Origin of the sequence: Archangium violaceum (assembly GCF_016887565.1) — a bacterium.
Taxonomy (GTDB): Bacteria; Myxococcota; Myxococcia; order Myxococcales; family Myxococcaceae; genus Archangium; species Archangium violaceum_B.
Genome location: NZ_CP069396.1, coordinates 12,967,365 through 12,987,284, shown reverse-complemented (window position 1 = coordinate 12,987,284; position 19,920 = coordinate 12,967,365). Strand labels below are relative to the sequence as shown.

General features: G+C 68.6%; 15 protein-coding genes. 6 read left to right on the top strand and 9 right to left on the bottom strand.

The features are described 5' to 3' along the window. Positions 1-109 precede the first annotated feature (109 nt). Positions 110-478 (top strand): Hpt domain-containing protein, encoded by a 369-nt coding sequence (locus JRI60_RS51855; protein WP_204223578.1) that lies wholly within the window; start codon positions 110-112, stop codon positions 476-478. A 4-nt stretch (positions 479-482) separates the two neighbouring features. Here the strand turns inward: JRI60_RS51855 and JRI60_RS51850 are convergent, their stop codons facing one another. Beyond that, positions 483-1,199: a tetratricopeptide repeat protein gene (locus JRI60_RS51850; RefSeq protein WP_204223577.1), complete on the bottom strand. Its 717-nt coding sequence runs from the start codon at positions 1,197-1,199 to the stop codon at positions 483-485. A gap of 289 nt (positions 1,200-1,488) precedes the next feature. Between JRI60_RS51850 and JRI60_RS51845 the strand changes: the two genes are divergently transcribed. After that, positions 1,489-2,727: a sensor histidine kinase gene (locus tag JRI60_RS51845; protein WP_239470231.1), complete on the top strand. Its 1,239-nt coding sequence runs from the start codon at positions 1,489-1,491 to the stop codon at positions 2,725-2,727. A 9-nt stretch (positions 2,728-2,736) separates the two neighbouring features. Here the strand turns inward: JRI60_RS51845 and JRI60_RS51840 are convergent, their stop codons facing one another. Further along, complete coding sequence (locus tag JRI60_RS51840) at positions 2,737-5,706, bottom strand: serine/threonine-protein kinase (RefSeq protein WP_204223576.1); 2,970 nt, start codon at positions 5,704-5,706, stop codon at positions 2,737-2,739. Positions 5,707-5,997: 291 nt separating this feature from the next. Here JRI60_RS51840 and JRI60_RS51835 point away from each other — a divergent pair, with 291 nt between their 5' ends. Continuing rightward, complete coding sequence (locus JRI60_RS51835) at positions 5,998-7,335, top strand: MFS transporter (RefSeq protein ID WP_239470230.1); 1,338 nt, start codon at positions 5,998-6,000, stop codon at positions 7,333-7,335. A 6-nt stretch (positions 7,336-7,341) separates the two neighbouring features. Here the strand turns inward: JRI60_RS51835 and JRI60_RS51830 are convergent, their stop codons facing one another. Both JRI60_RS51830 and sitA5 read right to left on the bottom strand, forming a co-directional pair. Beyond that, the gene (locus tag JRI60_RS51830) at positions 7,342-7,728 is read right to left on the bottom strand and encodes a DUF2019 domain-containing protein (protein WP_204223575.1); all 387 of its coding nucleotides are present in this window, start codon (positions 7,726-7,728) and stop codon (positions 7,342-7,344) included. Next, positions 7,725-9,119, bottom strand: coding sequence for a SitA5 family polymorphic toxin (gene sitA5 / locus JRI60_RS51825; RefSeq protein ID WP_430384359.1), 1,395 nt, complete (start codon positions 9,117-9,119; stop codon positions 7,725-7,727). Before sitA5 ends, JRI60_RS51830 begins: the two co-directional genes overlap by 4 nt. A 222-nt stretch (positions 9,120-9,341) precedes the next feature. On the opposite strand from sitA5, the gene JRI60_RS51820 reads away from it, so the two are divergent. After that, positions 9,342-12,680 (top strand): amidohydrolase family protein, encoded by a 3,339-nt coding sequence (locus JRI60_RS51820; protein ID WP_204223573.1) that lies wholly within the window; start codon positions 9,342-9,344, stop codon positions 12,678-12,680. Between the two features lie 117 nt (positions 12,681-12,797). Here JRI60_RS51820 and JRI60_RS51815 read toward each other — a convergent pair whose 3' ends face one another. The 5 genes from JRI60_RS51815 to JRI60_RS51795 are packed head-to-tail and all read right to left on the bottom strand — an operon-like array spanning position 12,798 to position 17,967. Next, positions 12,798-15,098, bottom strand: coding sequence for a helicase HerA-like domain-containing protein (locus tag JRI60_RS51815; protein WP_430384358.1), 2,301 nt, complete (start codon positions 15,096-15,098; stop codon positions 12,798-12,800). Positions 15,099-15,122: 24 nt separating this feature from the next. Continuing rightward, positions 15,123-16,277 (bottom strand): hypothetical protein, encoded by a 1,155-nt coding sequence (locus JRI60_RS51810; protein WP_204223571.1) that lies wholly within the window; start codon positions 16,275-16,277, stop codon positions 15,123-15,125. Further along, positions 16,270-17,007 (bottom strand): ImmA/IrrE family metallo-endopeptidase, encoded by a 738-nt coding sequence (locus JRI60_RS51805; protein ID WP_204223570.1) that lies wholly within the window; start codon positions 17,005-17,007, stop codon positions 16,270-16,272. The genes JRI60_RS51810 and JRI60_RS51805 overlap by 8 nt, the downstream gene beginning before the upstream one ends. After that, the gene (locus JRI60_RS51800) at positions 17,004-17,378 is read right to left on the bottom strand and encodes a hypothetical protein (RefSeq protein ID WP_204223569.1); all 375 of its coding nucleotides are present in this window, start codon (positions 17,376-17,378) and stop codon (positions 17,004-17,006) included. Before JRI60_RS51800 ends, JRI60_RS51805 begins: the two co-directional genes overlap by 4 nt. After that, positions 17,365-17,967 (bottom strand): RNA polymerase sigma factor, encoded by a 603-nt coding sequence (locus JRI60_RS51795; protein ID WP_204223568.1) that lies wholly within the window; start codon positions 17,965-17,967, stop codon positions 17,365-17,367. The genes JRI60_RS51800 and JRI60_RS51795 overlap by 14 nt, the downstream gene beginning before the upstream one ends. 302 nt (positions 17,968-18,269) lie before the next feature. Between JRI60_RS51795 and JRI60_RS51790 the strand changes: the two genes are divergently transcribed. Both JRI60_RS51790 and JRI60_RS51785 read left to right on the top strand, forming a co-directional pair. Beyond that, a complete protein-coding gene (locus JRI60_RS51790) occupies positions 18,270-19,082 on the top strand; it encodes a GNAT family N-acetyltransferase (RefSeq protein WP_204223567.1) in 813 nt (270 codons plus the stop codon). A 67-nt stretch (positions 19,083-19,149) separates the two neighbouring features. Then, complete coding sequence (locus JRI60_RS51785; protein WP_204223566.1) at positions 19,150-19,860, top strand: iron-containing redox enzyme family protein; 711 nt, start codon at positions 19,150-19,152, stop codon at positions 19,858-19,860. Positions 19,861-19,920 lie beyond the last annotated feature (60 nt).

Below are 19,920 nucleotides of genomic sequence, written 5' to 3'. Positions count from 1 at the left end.
CGGAGGGGGACATCGGGGCGGGAGCCCTCATATCCCACTCCGGGCGGCTACCGGGAGGACCCAGGGGGGCCGCTGAACATCTGGCGTCGAGTCGTGCAGAATGACTCCCATGGAGCAGTCGGCCCCCGTGTTCGACGTGAAGCAGCTGGAGAAGCTGCGTGTGCTGGAGGACGAGAAGGATCCGCACGTGGTGGTGGATCTCGCCCGTGGCTTCCTGTCGCGCTCTCCGGAGCGGATGGGCCAGATGCGCAAGCTGCTGGCCGCGGGTGATGCCGCGAGGCTCGCCAACGAGTCGCATGGCCTGGCCTCGAGCAGCGGCATGTTCGGGATGATGCGGGTGCGTCAGCTCTGCAAGGCGCTGGAGAACCTCGTGCGGGAGCAGGGCCTGGCCGGAGCGGGGGAGCTGCTGGACGAGGTGGAGCGGGAGTTCACGCGGGCGCGTCCCCTGCTCGTGGCCGAGCTGGGCCTCCAGGACTGAAGCGTCAGGAATTGTCCTGGAGCCTCCGGCGCAGCTCCTCCGCGAGCCCGGGTGGGTCGCCCTCGCGCAGGGCGGCGAGTCCCGCCTCGAAGTCCGCGCGGGCTCCCGTCGTATCCCCCAGCCGCGCGCGCAGCACGCCCCGGTCACGCAGCAGCTCCGCGTCCACCTCTCCCTCACCCGCGACCAGTGCGTCGGAGAGATCCTCGATGGCCTCCCGCAACCGTCCGATCCGGGCCCGCGCCGAGGCACGCTGCTGCAGCAGCCACGGGTTGCCGGGGTCCTCGGCGAGCGCCTGGGTCCAATCCCGCTCGGCGTCGTCCAGCCGGCCGAGCACCTCCAGGGACTCGGCGCGCTTCATGTACAGCACGAGCGCCTTGCGGTAGCCCACCGCCTCGAGCGCGTCGAAGTCGGCCACGGCCTCCGCGTGCCGGCCCAGCCGGGCCAGGGCGAGCGCCCGGTGCAGCTGCGCGGACACGTGGCCCGGTGCCATCTCCAGGGCGCGCTCGAACCAGGGCAGCGCCTCGGCGGGCGCGCCACCCCAGACGCCGAGTGTCAGCCCCATCTCCAACAGGACGCGCATCTGGCGCGGGTGCTCCTCCGCCAGCCGCCCCATCCGGGAGAGCGCCTCCGCGTACCGCCCGCTGCGCCGCAGCCGGTCCACCTTGCGCAACTGCTCGGTGAGCTCCGGCGGCCACGCCTCGCGCCCCTTGCGCTCCGTCATTGCCTCCACTCCCTCACGGGTGCGCATCCTACGTGAAGCGACACCGTCGCCCTGTTTCTCATGGCTCGAGAGGGGATTCGAGAGTTCCATCGAGCAGTGGGCCGATGGGCAGGCCTCGCCTCAGTCTCAACTTCTGAACTGATAGGATCAGGCTCGTTCCCGCCCCCGGGTGCGATCCATGAGCCTCCCCCCCGTCCCCCGCGCTGATCCGGCCCCTCCGGCAGTGCACACCGGCCCGCGTGTCGCCGGGAGCTCCCCGGCGCCCATCTCGGGGGCACCGCCTCGCAAGATGTTGCTGATGTTCTCCGGGGCCGTCCTCTCCCAGTACCTGTTGGATATGCTCTCGGTGGGGCACGACGTGCGCATCCTGGCCATCCGCGTCGTGTGGGCCCTGGGCCTGCTGGCCTCCGCGCTGCTGCTGGACGAGCGGTCCGTGTCCGGGGTGCGCTGGCACATCGCCTTCCAGAGCGTGCTCGCCAGCCTCAGCTTCTTCGGGCTGGTGCGCGTCACGGGCGCCACCTCCAGTCCCTACAACGCCTTCTTCCCCTTCCTGCCGCTCATCCTGGCCCTGGGCTATCCCCGGGACGCGAGCGCCATCACCATCAGCGGCCTGCTGTGTGGCCTGGGGGCGGCGGGTCTGCAACTGGCCGATGGGCACCCGTGGAGCAAGGCGGTGCTGTGGGCCGGCCTCACGGCGACGACCACCCTCATCGGGGCGTACGGCTCCAGCCAGTTCCGCCAGGCGCTGCGCGCGGAGAGCGAGGCCCGCCTGGAGCGCGGACGCCGCGAGGCGATGGAGTCGCTCGCCATCAGTGAGCGCCGCCGGGCCCAGTCCGAGAAGCTGGCCACCATCGGGCGGCTCGCGGCGGGCGTCATCCACGAAATCAACAACCCGGTGGCCTACATCCGCGCCAACCTCGACTTCCTCGAGCGCGAGGTGCTGGCGCATCCCCACCCGTCCCGGGAGGAGCTCGCCGAGGTCTTCGGCGAGACGCGCGCGGGCCTCGAGCGCGTGCGGCAGATCATCGCGGACCTGAGGGGCTTCTCGCGCATGGACGCGGAGGGGCCCACGGCGTGCTCGCTGGCGGACGTGGTGGGAGACGCGGTGCGCATCGCCCGGCTGCGGCTCGAGCACGTGGCGCGGGTGGAGGTGGAGGTGCCGAAGGAGCTGCCCCCGGTGCTCGCGGTGCACCGGAGGCTGGCGCAGGTGCTGCTCAACCTGCTGGTGAACGCGGGGGACGCGCTGGATGGCCGGGTCGGCTCCGAGGTCCGCGTCACCGGTGGGCGGGAGGGCTCCCGGGTGCTGCTGCGGGTGGAGGACAACGGCCCGGGCTTTCCCCCGGAGGTGCTGCCCCGGCTCTTCGAGAGCTTCTTCACCACCAAGGGGCCGGAGAAGGGGACGGGGCTGGGGCTGGCCCTCTCGCGCGAGCTGGTGGAGCAGTTCGGCGGCTCGCTGGTGGCAGAGAACCGGGAGGAGGGTGGGGCGCGCCTGCGGCTGGAGTTCCCCGTGTACGAAGGGGCGGAGTGAGGCGCGCCGCTACTCGCGGGGCGCGTGGGAGGCGAGCCAGTCCTGGATTTCCGCGCGCAGGTGCTCGCCGCCCGGCTGCTCCAGCGCGCTCTGGGCCACCAGGGCGAGCTGCCTGGCTCTCGCCGTGTCCCGGTGGGATGCCCACAGCGCGCGGGCGAGGGCGAAGCGCGTCTCGGCCAGCTCCACCGGGGGCACGGCATGCGTGGTGCGCAGCGACAGGGCGCGCTCCAGGGGCGCGAGCGCCTCGGCGGTACGGCCCAGCTTCATCAGCGCCTCGCCCTGGCCGGTGAGGGGCCCGGCCAGCTCCGGGTGATGGGCCCCCAGCGCGTGCTCGCGGATGCGCAGCGCCCTGGCGAAGGCCTCCAGGGCCTGCTTGGGTTCCCCGGCGTCCAGCAGCACCAGGCCCAGGGTGTTGCACGGCTGCGCGACCTCCGGGTGCTCCGGGCCGCGGGTGTGCTCCGCCGTCGCCACCGCCCGGCGCAGCACGTCCAGTGCCTGCTTCGTGTCCCCGTCGCGCCACAGCGCGAAGCCCAGCGCGTTGAGCGCCTGGGAGCGGAAGGGGTGCTTCACCGGCAGCGTGCGCGCCACGATGGCCACGCCCTGGCGCAGTGGCTCCAGGGCCTCGCCGTGGCGGCCCAGCGCGGTGAGCGTGGTGCCGATGTTCACCAGCGAGCTGCCCACGCGCGGGTGCTCGTCCCCCAGGGCCTTGCGGAAGTCCGCGTGGGCACGCTGGTACACGAGCAGCGCCTCCTCGTAGCGGCCCTGGGCGGAGAGCGCGTTGCCCAGCCGCCGCAGCACCACCGCCTTCTCGGGGTTCTCCTCGGGGGACACCTGCTCCAGCACGGCGAGCGCGTTGCGGTGCGAGGCCTCGGCGGCGGCCACGTCTCCCTGGGCGGCGTACACCAGGCCGTGGGAGCTCTCCAGCTCGGCGAGGATGCGGCCCTGCCGGCGGGTGCGCACCAGCAGCGCGCGCGCCTGGTGGAACCAGTCATGGCCGTCGTGCACGCGCGCCGCGTCGTAGGCGACGAGCTGGGTGAGGGCCACCAGCGCCTCGGTGCGCACCTCGTCCAGCCGCACCGCGTCGGCCCTCCACACCGCCTCCTTCAGCGTGTGCTCGGCGTCGGGGTTGCCGAAGTCGGCCTGCTGCTGTCCCAGCTCCAGCAGGGCCTCGGCCAGCAGCGGGGGGTAGCCCAGGGTGCGCGCCTCGGCGACGACGGGGGCGGCCACGGAGAGCCCCGCCGGGTACTGGCCGGAGATGCGCAGGGCCCGGGCTCGCGCGAGCGAGGCGCGCAGGCCCTCCACCCGGGGCTCCAGCTGGGGGTCCGGCTTCACGTGCGCGGCCGCCGGCTCCACCTCGGCGCAGGGGCCGAGCTCCGACAGCCCGCGCGCGGCCTCCACGGCGCGCTCCACCACGGTGACGTTGGCCTCGGTGAGCACGTCCGTGAGGGCCTTGAGCTCGGCGCGCCGACGCTCCAGGCAGGCGGTGCGCGCGGTGAGCAGCTCCTCGGAGGCCTGGCCGCGCAGCCGCGTCGCCACGCACGCCTCCCGCTGCCGCTCCACCCAGTCCGAGGCGTACGCATCCAGCTCGCGCTTCACCCCGGCCCAGGTGGTGGCCGCATAGGGCTGGCCGGTGGCGAGGAAGGCCTTCTCCACGGCCTGCTGGCGTGGGGCGTCCCACACCCCGTCCAGCTTCGCGGCGGATTCCTGGCACAGGCCCTGGCGCTGGTGCCACTGGCCCACGGCGCCGGCCACCACCGCCAGGAGGAAGGCCGCGGCCACCGCGACGAACACGTCGCGCCGCAGGCGGGTGCGCGGGTCGTCCTGGAGCGCATCCAGCAGCGCCCCCATGGAGACGTAGCGCTCGCGCGGGTGGAGGCTGAGTCCCTTGAGGACGACGCGCCGCAGCCAGCCCGGCACGCGCGAGTCCCGGGGTGGCGGACGCAGGCGGCCCTCGAGCGTGGCGCGGGCCAGCCACGCGGCGCCACTGCCCTCGAAGGCGTGCTCACCATAGAGGGCGTAGTAGAGGGTGGCGCAGAAGCTGAACTGGTCGGCCTGGGCGGTGACGGGCTCCTGGCGGTACTGCTCGGGGGCCATGTAGCCCGGAGTACCCATGATGAGGCCGGCGCGCGTCACCGGCGTCTCCAGCGGCTCGCGGGTGCGGATGCCGGAGATGGAGCCCGAGTCGCGCGAGGCGGTCGGCTCGGCGCGGAGGATTTCGGCCAGGTCCACCGGGGCGGGCGCCTGGGGGTTGGCCGTGCCCTGGTCGCACGCCAGGCCGAAGTCGAAGACGAGCACGCGCCCGTCCCGGCCCACCAGCACGTTGTCCGGCTTGAAGTCGCGGTGGACGAGCCCCACCGCGTGGGCGGCGGCCAGTCCGCGCCCGGCCCGCGTGAGCACCTCCACCACCTCGCGCCAGTGCCGCGATTTCTCCTCCTTCAGCCAGCGCCGCAGCGTGCAGCCCTCCACCAGCTCCAGGGCGATGAACACCTGGTCCCCGTGCTCGCCGATGTCGTACACGGGCAGCACGTTGGGGTGCGACAGGCGGGCCATGGACTGGGCCTCGCGCATCAGCCGCAGGCGCGCCTCGCTCCGGTCCAGCCCCTCGCCCCCGGGCAGCAGCAGCTTGATGGCCACCTTGCGGTTGAGCTGGGGATCGAACGCCGCATACACCTCGCCCATGCCGCCGGCGCCCAGCCGCTCCAGCACCAGGTAGCGTCCCACGGAGGTGCCCCGGGGCAGCGCCTCGGGAGCGGGGGGCGGCGCCTCGGCGGGGGTGGGCAGCGGCGAGGGAGGGCCGACGACCCGGGTGGGCTCCAGCCCGCTCTCGCTCATCTTGGCCTGGGCGCGCAGCAGCTCCTGCTCCAGCAGCGCGTCGCCCACGCAGTGGGGGCAACCCGGGCAGTCGTCCGGATGCGGGGCACCTTCCCTCTCGGGTAGGGCCACCTGCTGTTCCGGTTTCGACCGCTTCAGGTTTTCCACTTACCACCCCCTGACTGCGTCGGATCCTCACCCAGTGGTATTAATAGAATATTACAATCCCGAAAAAGCTGGAAGAATGTTGTTCCAGGTTCTGAGGGGATGGTCGGCTGCATACCGCGCTGCATCATGACCCAAGGAGACAGCTGTGTCTGGCAGCCGGACGGACGGGCCCCGGGAAGGCAGGAGGCGTGTGAGGGGCACGGCAGCGCCGGCGGATGGCCCTACTTTTAACGGGAGGTGGAGGGGCGCGCCTGAAGGAACGACGGTGACCGCCCGTGAGGAGAACCCGGAATGGCGGTGCGAGCGGCGGGAGAGGCGAGGGAGGAAGGGTGGAGGTTCCTGCTCAGGGCGCTGGGCCATCGCAACTACCGGCTCTTCTTCGTGGGGCAGAGCGTGTCGCTGGTGGGCACGTGGCTGACGCGGGTGGCGACAAGCTGGCTGGTGTACCGGCTGAGTGGCTCGGCGTTGTTGTTGGGGGTGGTGGGCTTCTGCGGGCAGATACCGGCGTTCGTGCTGTCGCCGGTGGCGGGGGTGCTGGTGGACCGGTGGAACCGGCACCGGCTGCTGGTGGTGACGCAGGTGCTGTCGATGCTGCAGTCCTTCGCGCTGGCGGTGCTGGCGCTCACGGGAGTCATCGCCGTGTGGCACGTGGCGGTGCTGAGCATGGTGCAGGGGCTCATCAACTCCTTCGATGTGCCAGGGCGGCAGGCCTTCGTGGTGGAGATGATTGAAGACCGGGCGGATCTGCCGAACGCGATCGCCCTCAACTCATCGATGTTCAACGCGGCGCGGCTGCTGGGCCCGTCGGTGGCCGGAGGGCTCATCGCGTGGGTGGGGGAGGGGGGCTGCTTCCTCATCGATGGCTTCAGCTACCTGGCGGTGATCGCCTCGCTGGTGGCGATGCGAATCACGTGGAAGGAGCGGGAGGGGGCGAACGGCCGCATCGTGGAGGAGCTGAAGGAGGGCTTCGTGTATGCGTTCCACTTCCCACCCATCCGGGCGATGTTGGCGCTGCTGGCGGTGGTGAGCCTGATGGGGATGCCGTACACGGTGCTGATGCCGGTGATGGCGTCGAACGTGCTGAAGGGAGGCCCGTCGACGCTGGGCTTCCTGATGGCGGCGTCGGGGATGGGCGCGCTGGTGGGGGCGGGCTACCTGGCGTCGAGGCGGTCGGTGAGGGGATTCGGCAGGGTCATCGTGCTGACGGCGTCGCTGTTCGGGGCGGGGCTGATCGCCTTCGGGGTGTCGAGGAGCGTGGTGCTGTCGCTGGTGACGATGGTGGTGACGGGGGCGGGGATGATGGTGACGACGGGGGCGTGCAACACGCTGTTGCAGACCATCGTCGAGGAGCGGATGAGGGGCCGGGTGATGAGCTTCTACGCGATGGCGTTCATGGGGACGGCGCCATTCGGGAGCCTGCTGGCGGGGACGCTGGCGGATCGCTTCGGGGCGCCGGCGACGATCGTCGTGGGGGGCGTGGTGTGTCTGCTGGCGGCGGCGTGGTTCCACGTGAAGCTGCCGGCGCTGCGGGAGCGGGTGCGGCCCATCTACGAGCGGTTGGGCATCCTTCCCGAGGTGGCCACGGGGATGCGCGAGGGCGCGAGGCGGATGGAGCCGGCGGAGGATTGAGAGGCATCAAGGGGGATTGAAAGTGCCCGCCTTCCATTGCTCGAGCACCATGCTTGCCTTGAACCCGAGTGAGTTCTTCTGGGTCTGTGCAAGCTCGGTGAGCACCTGCTCGGCACGTTCCCGCTCTCCGGCATGGGGGGCGAACGTCAAAATGGAGGAGGCAGCCCAGAAGCGGGTCCCCAGATCTGGAGCGGTAAGCAACTCCAGCAGCTGGTGCTTTGCCTCGCTGCCTCGTTCTCGTAACTCCCCGCGGATTGCCACGAGGGTTTCGTACTTACGATTGGCATGGCCCAGCGGGCCCTCCCTGATGGCACGTATGTGCTCGGAGGAGAGAGTCCTGAACTCCTCGATCAAGTTCTCTGTCGAGAGGGTCTTCAGTCGCGCTTTCTTCATGGGGTGATTCCGAATGCTCTCAAGATCCTCAACCCATAGGCTCGCTGCTGCTCGTAGGATTGAGTGCGGAGCCAGTCGCGAACCACCATGCCGCCCAATTCGTCACTCTTGGAGGAATAAAGGCGGTTGATTTCCAGATGGATGTTTTCCTCGAGGGGAATCACATTCTCGGTGTTGTGAAGGGCTTCGGGTCCGAATCGCTGTGCATTGCCCTCGTGCTGCTCGACGATGTGATGCCACTGCTTGCCTTCACCAGCAGGTCCCATGAACTTCTTGAAGGCTTTGAAGGTCTTGAAGGCTCGATGCCCATTTCCATGTGTGACGGGGGGTGTTCTTCCCCAGTCCTGTCCAGTTACGGCAAGGGCGTTGGCTGGCAGGACAACACGGAGGGTACCTTCGGGCACGGAGACGATGACCCGCTCGGTTCCTGCCGCGGCCTCGACCAGGCGCAACCCAGTGCTCGACTCGACCGAGCGCGCGGCTTGCGTGAAGCCCGGCAGCCTTGGCGCCCTGGACATGAGTGCAGCCGTCTCGCCCACCGCCGCCGTGCCCAACAGCACGAGGATTCGCACGCTGTTGGGGCCAATGACCCGGCCGAACCGTTCGCCCGCCTCGCGCAGTTCCGCGAAAGTGGTGGCTCGGGCGGATGCTTCCGAGAGCTGCACGTAGCCCCGTATCAGGTCGAAAAACTCCCACCCGAGATATCCCCACAAGAGCACCGTGAGGGTGGTGGCTACTCCCTTGGACACCGGTTCGGGGGCTACCAGGAGCGCCATGTGGGCCGTGATGCTGATGCTGACGGTGGCCAGCAGTCGCGTGGGTGAGAGCATGGTCCGCAACTCTGCGTCCAAACTCTCCAGGGCCGGGCCCACGGCGAGGGCCAGGGCGATGCTACGCCTGTCATCGTCGTGCAGAGGGGGACCATCCTCGTACAGCGTCAGGCAATCTCCCGGAGCGCCTCGTCGCTCGCAGAATCGCCCGTAAGCCCGGGCCAGCTCCGAGTGCCAGCTCTCTGTCTCCGTGGACGAGGCCGCCAAGGCCAGCTTGCGGCCAACGTAAAGAGGGGGACGATTGACAGCCACCCGCAGCGGCATGTCGAGCACCATCGTTGTCAGCGCGGCGGTGAGTTCCGTGTCACCTATCCGGACCGGCTCGAAGCGGGTAGGCAACGTGGCGAACACGAGCGCGTCGTCATCGACCCTGGGCGCCCGCACCGCCGCCACCCGGTCCCGCGTTTCGTGGGACTCCCGGACCGTGGAGGGGCGATCCCCACCGGCGGGAGCTGCCGTGACACATCCGGCAAGTAGCACCAAGGTGCTCAAGGCCAGTGCGTTCAGGCAACGGTGTGGCCGTTCGGACGGGAGGCTCGGGTGGACAGGATGCGGAGACATGGTCGCACTTCTCCAGACGAGAATCGCACGGGTTGGAAACCACGGCCCGCGGATCTCCGAAAGAGACCGATAGTCACATCACTCCACCCCTTTTGGGAGTCCGTCTCTGGCCCGCACCCCGCGTGGAACGTGCCCGCTTGCCTGCTGTAACGGACTCCACATGCGCCCGCGCCGGGGTAGTCTGCGCTCCGCTTTTTCACGCACCCCCGACGAGGATTCGCGGTGAATCGACTGAGCCTCCGTTGCCTCGCGCTCGTGCTCACGAGCGCGTTGCCCCTGTCCGCCCGCGCGCAGGCGCCGGCCCCCGTACAAGTGAAGCCCCCGGTGCCCCAGGCGTCGAAGGACGCGGGCAAGCCCGAGGACAAGAAGCCCGAGGACAAGAAGCCCGAGGAGAAGTGGGACGTGAACGCTCCCGGCTTCCCCGCCACCCAGGTGGACATCGACGTCACCGAGGGGACGTGGATGAGCCTGGACGTCAGCCCCAAGGGAGATGAGCTCGTCTTCGACCTGCTGGGCGACCTCTACGTGCTGCCCATCGGCGGCGGCGAGGCGAAGGCGCTCACGAGCGGCGTCGCCTGGGACATGCAGCCGCGCTACAGCCCGGACGGCAAATCCATCGCCTTCACGAGCGACCGCGGTGGCGGCGACAACATCTGGGTGATGAAGCGGGACGGGAGCGAGCCCACCGCGGTGACGCAGGAGAAGTTCCGGCTGCTCAACAGCCCCGCGTGGTCGCCGGACGGGCAGTTCGTCATCGCGCGCAAGCACTTCACCTCGCGGCGCTCGCTGGGCGCGGGTGAAATCTGGATGTACCACCGCTCGGGCGGTGACGGGGTGCAGCTCACCGAGCGCCCCAACGACCAGAAGGACCTGGGCGAGCCCGTGTTCTCCCCGGACGGCCGCTACGTCTACTACAGCCAGGACGTCACGCCCGGGAAGACGTTCGAGTACAACAAGGACCCGAACGGCGAAATCTACGTCATCCAGCGGCTGGACCTGGACACGCGGGAGACGGATCGCTTCGTGGTGGGTCCGGGCGGCTCCATCCGCCCCACGCCGTCGCCGGATGGGAAGTCGCTGGCGTTCGTCCGCCGCGTGCGCGGCAAGAGCACGCTGTACGTGGCGGACCTGGCGAGCGGCGCGGAGCGCCCCCTGTACGACGGGCTCGAGCGGGACATGCAGGAGACGTGGGCCATCCACGGCGTGTACCCGACGATGGCCTGGACGCCGGACAACAAGTCGCTGGTGTTCTGGGCGGGCGGCAAGCTGCAGCGCATCGAGGTGGCGACGAAGAAGGTGACGCCCATCCCCTTCCGCGTGCGAGGCACGCGCACCCTTCACGAGGCGCTGCGCTTCCCGCAGACGGTGTCGCCCGACACCTTCCAGGTGAAGATGCTGCGGTGGGTGCAGGTGTCGCCGAAGGCGGACAAGGTGGTGTTCCAGGCGCTGGGACACCTGTACGTGCGAGACCTGCCCAACGGCACGCCGAAGCGGGTGACGAAGCAGACGGACCACGCCGAGCTGTACCCGTCGTTCTCGCGTGACGGCAAGAGCATTGTCTACACGACGTGGGACGACGAGAAGCTGGGGAGCATCCGGGTGGTGCCGGTGACGGGAGGCGAGGGCCGGGTGGTGACGGCGAAGCCGGGGCACTACGTGGAGCCGGCGCTGTCTCCGGACGGGAAGTCCATCGTGTACCGGACCATCGGCGGCGGCTACCTGCGCAGCGGGCTCTACAGCCACGAGCAGGGGCTGTTCGTGATTCCGGCTGCGGGCGGCACTCCGCGCCGGCTGGCGAAGGACGGGGAGCAGCCGCACTTCGGCGCGAGCTCGGAGCGGGTGTTCTTCCTGACGGTGGACTACCGCGAGAAGGACGATGACCGGGCGCTGAAGAGCATCCGGCTGGACGGGAGCGAGCAGCGCACGCACCTGTCGAGCGACGAGGCGACGGAGTACCGGGTGTCACCGGACGAGAAGTGGGTGGCGTTCCGGGAGAACTTCAACGCGTTCATCCAGCCGCTGCCGCGCGGGGCGAAGGGAGCGGTGGCGAGCCCCGAGGGCAAGGCGCTGCCGGTGTCGAAGGTCTCGCGGGACTCGGGCGAGTGGCTGCACTGGTCGGGGGATGGAAAGCGGTTGCACTGGGCGCTGGGCCCCGAGCTCTACACGCGCGAGCTGAAGGAGTCCTTCCGCTTCCAGGAGGGAGCGCCGGAGAAGCTGCCGGAGGTGCCGGAGAAGGGGCAGGACATCGGCTTCCAGGCGAAGACGGACGTGCCCTCGGGGACGGTGGCGTTGGTGGGAGGCCGGGTCATCACCATGAAGGGGGACGAGGTCCTCGAGGAGGGCGTGGTGGTGGTGAAGGGCAACCGCATCGTGGCGGTGGGACCGAAGGGGAAGGTGGCGGTGCCGGCGGGGGCGAAGGTGGTGGACGTGAGCGGGAAGACGCTGATGCCGGGAATCGTGGACGTGCACTGGCACGGGTCGATGGGGGACGAGGGAATCCTGCCGGAGCAGAACTGGAAGCTGCTGTCGTCGCTGGCGTTCGGAGTGACGACGGTGCACGACCCGTCGAACGACACGGACGCGGTGTTCGCCACGAGCGAGCTGGTGAAGACGGGCGGCATGGTGGGCCCGCGCGTCTACTCGACGGGCACCATCCTGTACGGAGCGGCGGGGGCGTTCCGCGCGCCGATCGAGACGCTGGATGACGCGCGCTCGCACCTGCGGCGGATGAAGGCCGTGGGGGCGTTCAGCGTGAAGAGCTACAACCAGCCGAGGCGAGACCAGAGGCAGAAGGTCATCCAGGCGGCGCGCGAGCTGCAGATGATGGTGGTGCCGGAGGGAGGCTCGCTCTACCAGCACAACATGACGATGGTGGTGGACGGGCACACGGGGGTGGAGCACTCGGTGCCGGTGTCGCGCGCGTACGCGGACATGCTGCAGCTCTGGGGCCGGAGTGGCACGGGCTACACGCCGACGATCATCGTGGGGTACGGCGGCGTGTGGGGTGAGAACTACTGGTACCAGAAGACGAACGTGTGGGACGACAAGCGGCTGTTGGCGTTCGTGCCGAGGCGGGTGGTGGACTCGCGGAGCCGGCGGCCGGTGATGGCGCCGGAGGACGAGTTCAACCACATCCGGGTGGCGGAGGTGACCAAGGTGCTCAACGACAAGGGCGTGAGCGTGCAGCTGGGGGCGCACGGCCAGCGCGAGGGCCTGGGAGCGCACTGGGAGATCTGGATGTTCGGCCAGGGAGGGATGAAGCCGTTGCAGGCGCTGAAGGCGGCGACGCTGTCGGGAGCGCACTACCTGGGACTGGATGGGGACATCGGCTCGCTGGAGGAGGGCAAGCTGGCGGACCTGCTGGTGCTGGACAAGAACCCGCTGGAGGATCTGCGCAACAGCTCGACCATCCGCTACACGATGGTGGGAGGCCGGCTGTTCGACGCGATGACGCTGAACGAGGTGGGCGGCCGTCAATTCAAGCGCGAGCCGCTCTTTTTCGAGCGGGAGGGCCAGGAGACCTGGGGCCCGACGATGACGATCAGCACGCAGGAAGACTGAGCCAGACCACGAGAAGGAGAGGGGACGAGGAGGAAGTCCCCTCTCCCTTCGGGAGAGGGCGGAGGGTGAGGGTATCGCGGGTCCCGGGTTGAGCCCGAGTCCGCGAGCTCCGAGCCGTTACTCCACGAGCAACCGTTTCACGGGAGCGGGGTCCACGGCGACCATGAGCGGGCGGGTGAAGTTGCTGAAGGAGACGAGGGCCTGACCGGGGGCGAGCCTGGACACGCGGTTCCAGAGGCTCTCGTCGATGGAGCCGGCGGTCTTCTGCATCCGGGAGATGACGGTGCTGTCCGTGATCTTGTGGATGATGAAGTTGTTGAGGAGTCCCAGCACCTCGTTGGGGAGGTGCTGGGGCAGCTGGGTGACGAAGACGAGTCCCAACCAGCGCTTGCGGCCGCGCTTGGCGATGCGGGCCACCTGTTCGAACAACACGGGCATCTGCGAGATGCGGCTGGCGGACAGGAACTCGTGGGCCTCCTCGATGATGATGAGGACGGGGTTGACGGATTGCCCGCGCTCGTTGGCCTCTTGGTAGAGCGCCTCCTGGTGCTCCTGGAGTCCACGGAGGATGTCGGCGATGACGAAGTTGTTGAGCTGGGGCGAATCCGTGTCCGACAGGTCGATCACCGACACGCGCCCGGCGCTCAGCATCGAGCCGTAATCCACGCCCTTCGTCGATCCGACATCGAAGAGCTTGAGGCGCCGCAGGTAGTGGAGCTTGCCGGCCAGGGTCTTCCAGCTGATCTCGTTCCTGCTGCCATGCGCCATCACCCGGCCGATCACCCGGCCGGGATTGCTTCGGAACTCGCTGTACAGGGTGAGGGTGCTCGCCAGAGGCGGTTCCGGGTTGGCGCCCTCGGTGGCGCCCTCGGCGCCCTCGGCTGATTCCAGGAGGTCAGCCTGCTTCCGGGACGTGGACTTCGACCTGCTCTTGGTCTCGGTCTTCCCCTCGTCGCTGAGGCTGTAGATATAGGCACTCACGACGTCGATGAGGTGCTGGATGGTCATGCGGGGGAAGCCCGTCGACAGCTCGTCGAGCTCCAGCACCTGCCGACGCTCCTCGGGGGTCGTTGGAAAGATGTTGAAGTCCTCCAGCAACAGCTTCGTGACGTCGTAGGCCTTGTGGAAGCGCTCCCGCTGCGCGTCCGACAGGTCGAGGATCTCCGCGATGGCATAGGGGGAGAGGCTCGAGAAGTTCAACGCGAACGGGTGCAGGTTCTCGTGATGGGGATTCCGGCTGTCCCGGCCGATCAGGTGGTGGATGTGGAGCTCCTTCACCCCCTGGGGTTTCTGCTTCCTGCGCTTGAGCGCCTCGAGCATGGAGGGGTCATCGGTGGGCTTGTCCACATGCGTGTATTCACCCTCCACGTCGAAGACGATGGTGGAGATTCCCGCCTCCTGGGCCCGGTGGATGAGCGTCGCGACGGTAGTGGACTTGCCGCCGCCCGTCGTTCCGATGATGCCCGTGTGGCGAGGCAGGATGGCCTTGTCCATGGGATGGAAGCGGGCTTCCATGTACTCGTAGCCCACGACCATTCCCAGACACATGTCTCCAGCCATCCCGAGGACGTGCTCGCTCTCCGCGTCATCGAGGAGGAAGACGGGGCTCTTGGGCCGGGGCCGGCGGCCGGGAGGAATCAGCTTTCCGTCGCTCTCCTCGCCGAGGATCTCGATCTCCGCGCGCCCGTGGTAGTCGAAGGTATAGGTGAGCTTCTTGCCCTGGACCACCACGCCGATGGCGATGGTGGAGTTGGTGGAGACGGCATCGGGCTCGGCGAAGGGACCGCGGACGACCAGGCCCAGGTAGGAGCGCTTGTCCTCGTGGGACTTCACCCGGACGAGGGTCTGGGACGCGAGCAGGTGGAGATCCTCCCGGGTGGTCAGGATGGTGACGAGATTGTCGTGGCTCGCGGGGGTGTCGAAGTGGGTGAAGCCCACCGCCTTCTCGAGCTCGGGGTCCAGCTCCGCGGTCTCCGAGGCCGCCAGATCCTCGAGCGCGTCGAGCTCTTCGAGCTCCTTGTCCGGAATCGGGCGGACGATCTCATTGTGAGGCACGTCGGTCTCTGGCCGGGGTGGAGCCCTGTCGTCGGCCGGAGGGGGGCGGGTGGGCCCGCTCCGGGGCTGGCCCACGCCCGGAGGCGGCCCGGCCCGGCTGGAGGCGGACGGTGGAGGACGAGCGGGCTCGCCGCGCGGACGGCCATTTCCCGGAGGCGGAGTCATGCTTCCCCGAGGGGGACCCATCGTTGCCTGCCGCGGAGCGTTCTGACCCGCTGGAGGGGCCGGACGAGCGGACTCCCCGCGGGGACCAGCGGCCGGATGCGGAGGCGTCTTGGAGTTTCCCTGCGTGACCGGCGAGCGGGTGTTTCCGCCTGGAGGCACACCCGTACCCGGAGACTTCGGAGTCTTGTCATCAGCCATGTGTCATGTCTCCCAGCGGCGCGTTCAGCGTCCGGTGTAGTGGAAGGTTGCTCCCGCCCGCGTGTAGGCGTCGTTCACCAGACCCAGGAAGGATTCCGGGCCGAAGACGCCACGGCATGATGCGTCCGCGACGTCGAGGAGCATGGGGAAGCCCCGCTCGGGTCGAAGGATGCTGTCGGCCAGGGCGATGTGGGCCGCCATGTGGACGTGCTCCCGGTGCGCGTAGAAGAGACGCGGCGGAGCCTGCTCCGAGGCCCGGAAGAGCCCGACGAAGACGTTCGGGCAGCACTTCCTCACGAATTCGAGCGCCTCCCCGATCCCGACATCGTAGTGCCACCGCTCGACGAAGAGGGTGCTGTCCGCTTCGATCGTATGGAGGATGGCGTACTCGCCCGCCTTCAGCGCATCTCCGATCGTCAGATATCCCTGCTCGTTGAGCACCCTGGGGACGAACACGAACTTCTTGTGCTCCAGGATGAGCCGCTCCAGCACTCCGAGCGAGGCCCTCAACAGCGGCATGTAATTGGAGCCGGAGAGCATCTCCCGCGAGCAGGGATTGCCCTGGCCCATGCGCCACTCGGCCTTCGACCTGTCCACGAGAATGGCCCGCTCGGCGTAGGCTCGGATGCCACGGCGTGCCAGCTCGGACAACAGGTCCCTCTGGCCGCGCTCATGACGCCTGTCGATGCAAGCCTGTGCCACCCTCAAGGCATCCTGGTTCCGGGCGGTCATGTCCTTGCGGAAGACACGCTGCGAGAAGGTGCCAGACCTGCCCCCATAGCCGACGGCGGAAACACCAATCTGGGTGATTCCCAGGGACAGGCTGTCATGCGCGGCGACGATGCTGCTCACCGCCTCGACCCGTCCCGGAAAGAGCAGGCTTTCGAAGACGGTCTTCAATCGCTTGGGACTGGCCTCATAGACTCCCGCCTCGGGGATCATGGATTGGTTCCGGAGGTCGGGGAGGATCTCGTTGCGGATGGCGGCCCGGATGCGTTCTTCCGCGTTCTCGGCACTGGTGACCTGGGACCTGATGCGGGCGATCAACCGCTCGATGTCCCACCCCTTCTCCCAGGTGGAGAGGTCCAGCGTAGTGGAGAGATCCTCGCTCAACCCCGCCTGGTAATCCGCGTCTCCAATCAAGCGACCTCCCAGACCCGGCGGGATTTCGTCACTCATGCGAGCACTCCTCCACGGGCACGAGGTTCACGAAGAAGGAGCGCCGGGCGGGCTCCCGGGCCATCAGCAACCGGGCGTAGGCGCGTGCCTCTCTCTCCGGGAGCCCGAATCGGGAGGCCAGCTCGGCGGCCGCCTCCTGTCTGGAGGCGCGTCTCAGAAGGGGAAGTGCTTCCCTGGCCGGGGCCAGGAGCTCGAAGGCGAGCCGATCCGCGTGCAGCTCCGCCTCCATCTCCCTTCCCGTACAGGGTTCGCCGGAGTCGTTGCGCTCCATGCGCCTGACCTGGACGCCCGTGGGGATGCGTTCGAGCATCAAGAACAGGGACTCGTGGGGGGCGGGGGGGCGCTTGCCGTCGAGGACCGGGAGAATGGTCTCCCCGAAGGAGCGCAGCGCCCGGGCCCGGGGCAGGTGGTGGTCGAGCACGAAGTGCGCCACTTCATGCGCCAGGGTGAAGCGTTGCTGGAGCTCATCGTCCTGGCTGTCATAGAAGAGGATGCCGCCGCCCCCATGTGCCACCATGCACCCATGCAGACGACGGTCCGTGCGAGGCAGCCCGCCGTGCGCGCGCCCCATTGAATCCAGCCAGTCCCGGGCCAGGCCACACGTGAGGCGTGGCCTTTTCACCAGGGTGAGTGGCAGCGACATGCGCACCTGATCGCGCAGGTCGCCGAGCGTTGGGGAGGACGGCAGACCGCATGCCTTCACGGCTTCTCGCAGCCAACCTTCAATCATGAGCTCGTCTCGTCGTCGGTGGTGTGATCTCTCGCCGCGAGCAGGAAGGCATCCTCCCCCACCTCCCCGTCCTCCTTGCTCGCGGGGAAAACATCCAACACCTCGACATGCCGAATCACGGCCGCGAGCCGGTAAGGATTCACTGCGAAACGTTTGGCGATCACATCGAGGTGCTCGGTGAACCGCTCCTTGTCGGGGCGCCGGCACAGCGACAACCAGTCGAGCACTTCCAGCGAGCAGTCCAGCTCCGCCGCGAGCTCCTCGACGGACTTGTCCTCGTACTTCCGGTATTGCTCGAAGACGTAGCCGAGCGTCCAGGTGCGCTGCCCGCTGCGCTGGGCCGCGACCTTGAGCCACTTAGGATTCGTCATCGGAATCCTCCTTTCCAAAACGCTCCAGCAACTTCATGAGGCGGTCCTTGTGCCGCTTCACCTCTCGCCGCAGCTCGGCCAGGGGCTTGGGGGGGAGCCCCAGGGCCTTGGCGATCTCCTCGGTCGATACCTCTCCGGCGAGGATGAGCCGGAGGGCGGCGCGATCCCGCTCGGTCAGGTAGTTCCCCTTCTCCAGCTGATCCACGGCTTCTCTCGACCTCACGGACGCCTCCATCACCTCATTCGGAGTCCTCGCGCCTTGTTCGACAGAACGGACGAATTCGTGCGTGCGGCGGGCTCGCGCGTCCGCTGAGCGACGTTTGTCCACCACCCGGTGAATGGCTGCCCGCTTGAGGTAGGTGAACAGGCTCACCTTCTTGCCGGGGTCATACCGACCAGGCGTGTCGAGGTAGGACCAGATGACCTCGACAGCGGAGTCATGGGCCGCGTCCTCGTCAACGCCCATCTTCCTCAGGACCTTCTCGATCAGCTCCATGTACGTCTTGAAGACGTCCGTGGGGGCTACTGGATCGTGCTGGAGCACACGCTCGTGCAGAGCCCGTTCATCCTCTGGTGGTGGATTGCGCATCCCCTCTCCTCGCCGGGACTGTTTCGCCCACGCGTTCATCGCGTCTCACCCCCTTCATTCGGTTCCGCGCCGGGGAAGTTCGACGGGAACCCATTCCGCATGGCGGGAGAGGTTGGATGACGCCGGGTCGCGGCGTCTGTACCACTTTGGGGGTATTGCGCCGGAAGCCCTCCTGGTGGCTGGACGGCGCGGCGAGAAAAAAGACATGTCACGGCGCACTTCTGCCTTTCGGCTCCGAAGTTCATGACGAGGACACGGTGAGAGCCCGTGACCTCGTGTCTCGTTTTCAAGCGAGGGGAGCCATGACGACACTGTGTTGCCGGGTCGCCACCACCCAGCGGCAGCTCGATGATGCGCTGCGCGTCCGCTGGGCCGTCTTCGGTGCGGAGCTGGGATTGTTCGGGGAATCCGTTCCACCCGCGCCGCGGGAGGTGAACTGTTTCGACACGCTGGAGACCACCGTGCACCTCGTCGTCTACGCGGATGACGAGCCGGTGGCCACCTGCCGGTTGTTGCTGCCCAACCCCGAGGTGGCGCTCGCCACGGGGAGACGGTGGGGAATCGACCTGGAGCGGAAGCTGGACCTGTCGGACGTGGGGGGACCGGGTCTCGTGTTCGCGGAGAGCACGCGCTTCTGCGTCCTCGAGGCGTGGCGCCACTCCGAGGCGCTCGTGTGGCTACAGGTCGGGCTCCATGAGGAGAGCCGGCGCCGGGGTGTGACGCATTGGATTGCCTCGGCCAATATGGAGACGGACTCCGCCGAGGACGCCCAGCTCATCTTCCAGGTGGCGGCGCACCAGGGACTGCTGAGCCAGCGCTGGCGTGCCCGGGCCCTCGAGCCCCCGAGACCTCCCGACATTTCGAGCGCGCCCCACTTCACTCCCGCGCAGCGGGCACGCGCCAGGCAGGGACAGCTCGAGGGTCTGCGGATGCCCCGGGTGTTGTCGTTCTTCGCTCACAAGATGGGTGCGCGCTTCATCGCCGAGCCGCTCTACGACGCGGGCTTCCACCGCTTCTCCCTGCCGCTCGTCGCTGCGCTCGATGAGATTCCCGCCAGCACGTTGAACCGCTTCGAGGCCCTGCGCCGCGGCAGCTCGCTCCGCGCCCGAGCCTGATTCCCTCCACACGGTTTCTTTTCCCCTCACCCTCGGGACCGGCGACGGCCCCGGACAGGAGACGTACATGCACACGCAGACCGGAACGCAGACTCGGACGGATTGGACGGAGGCCCTGGAGCACGAGGCGCGCACCTTGTTGGAGGAACTGGATGCGCATCCCGCCGCCCGGCGGCTCTTCGATGGGACCCTCGACGCGGGCGGCTACGCCCGCTACCTGGTGCAGACGTACCACTACGTGCGGTGGAGCACGCCATTGTTGGCGGAGGCGGGCCAGAGGATGAAGCATCTGGGTCTGCACCCCGAGTTGGGGGAGCTGCTCATCCAGAAGGCAGCGGAGGAGCGGGGGCACGAGCGGTGGTTGCTGGCGGATCTGCGGAACCTGGGGTGGCCGGCCGAGCGCGTGGAGGGCGCGGGACGCTCCCCCGCCGTCACCGCCTACATCGCGTGGAATCGCTATACGACGATGTCTGGGATGCCCGCCGCGTTCCTCGGCACGGCCTACGTGCTGGAGTACCTGTCCGTGCACCGCGCCAGCGCGACCGTGGAGCGCCTGCTCGCGGCCAACACCATTCCGAACATCCACAAGGCCGTCACCTTCCTGCGCGGGCACGGAAACGCGGATGGAGCGCACGTGGCCGAGCTGGTCTCGGTGCTGCGCTCGCTGACGGACCCGGCGGAACAGTCCGCGCTGCTGCTGTCGGCCCGCACCACGCGCGCCCTCTACACCGGCCTCTTCGCCAGGGAGACGGCGAAGCACCCGGCCCATACTTCCTAGGAGGAAGACCGCTGGTTCATCCACTCCGCCTCCCCATGCGGATGCCCTGCATGGGGAGGG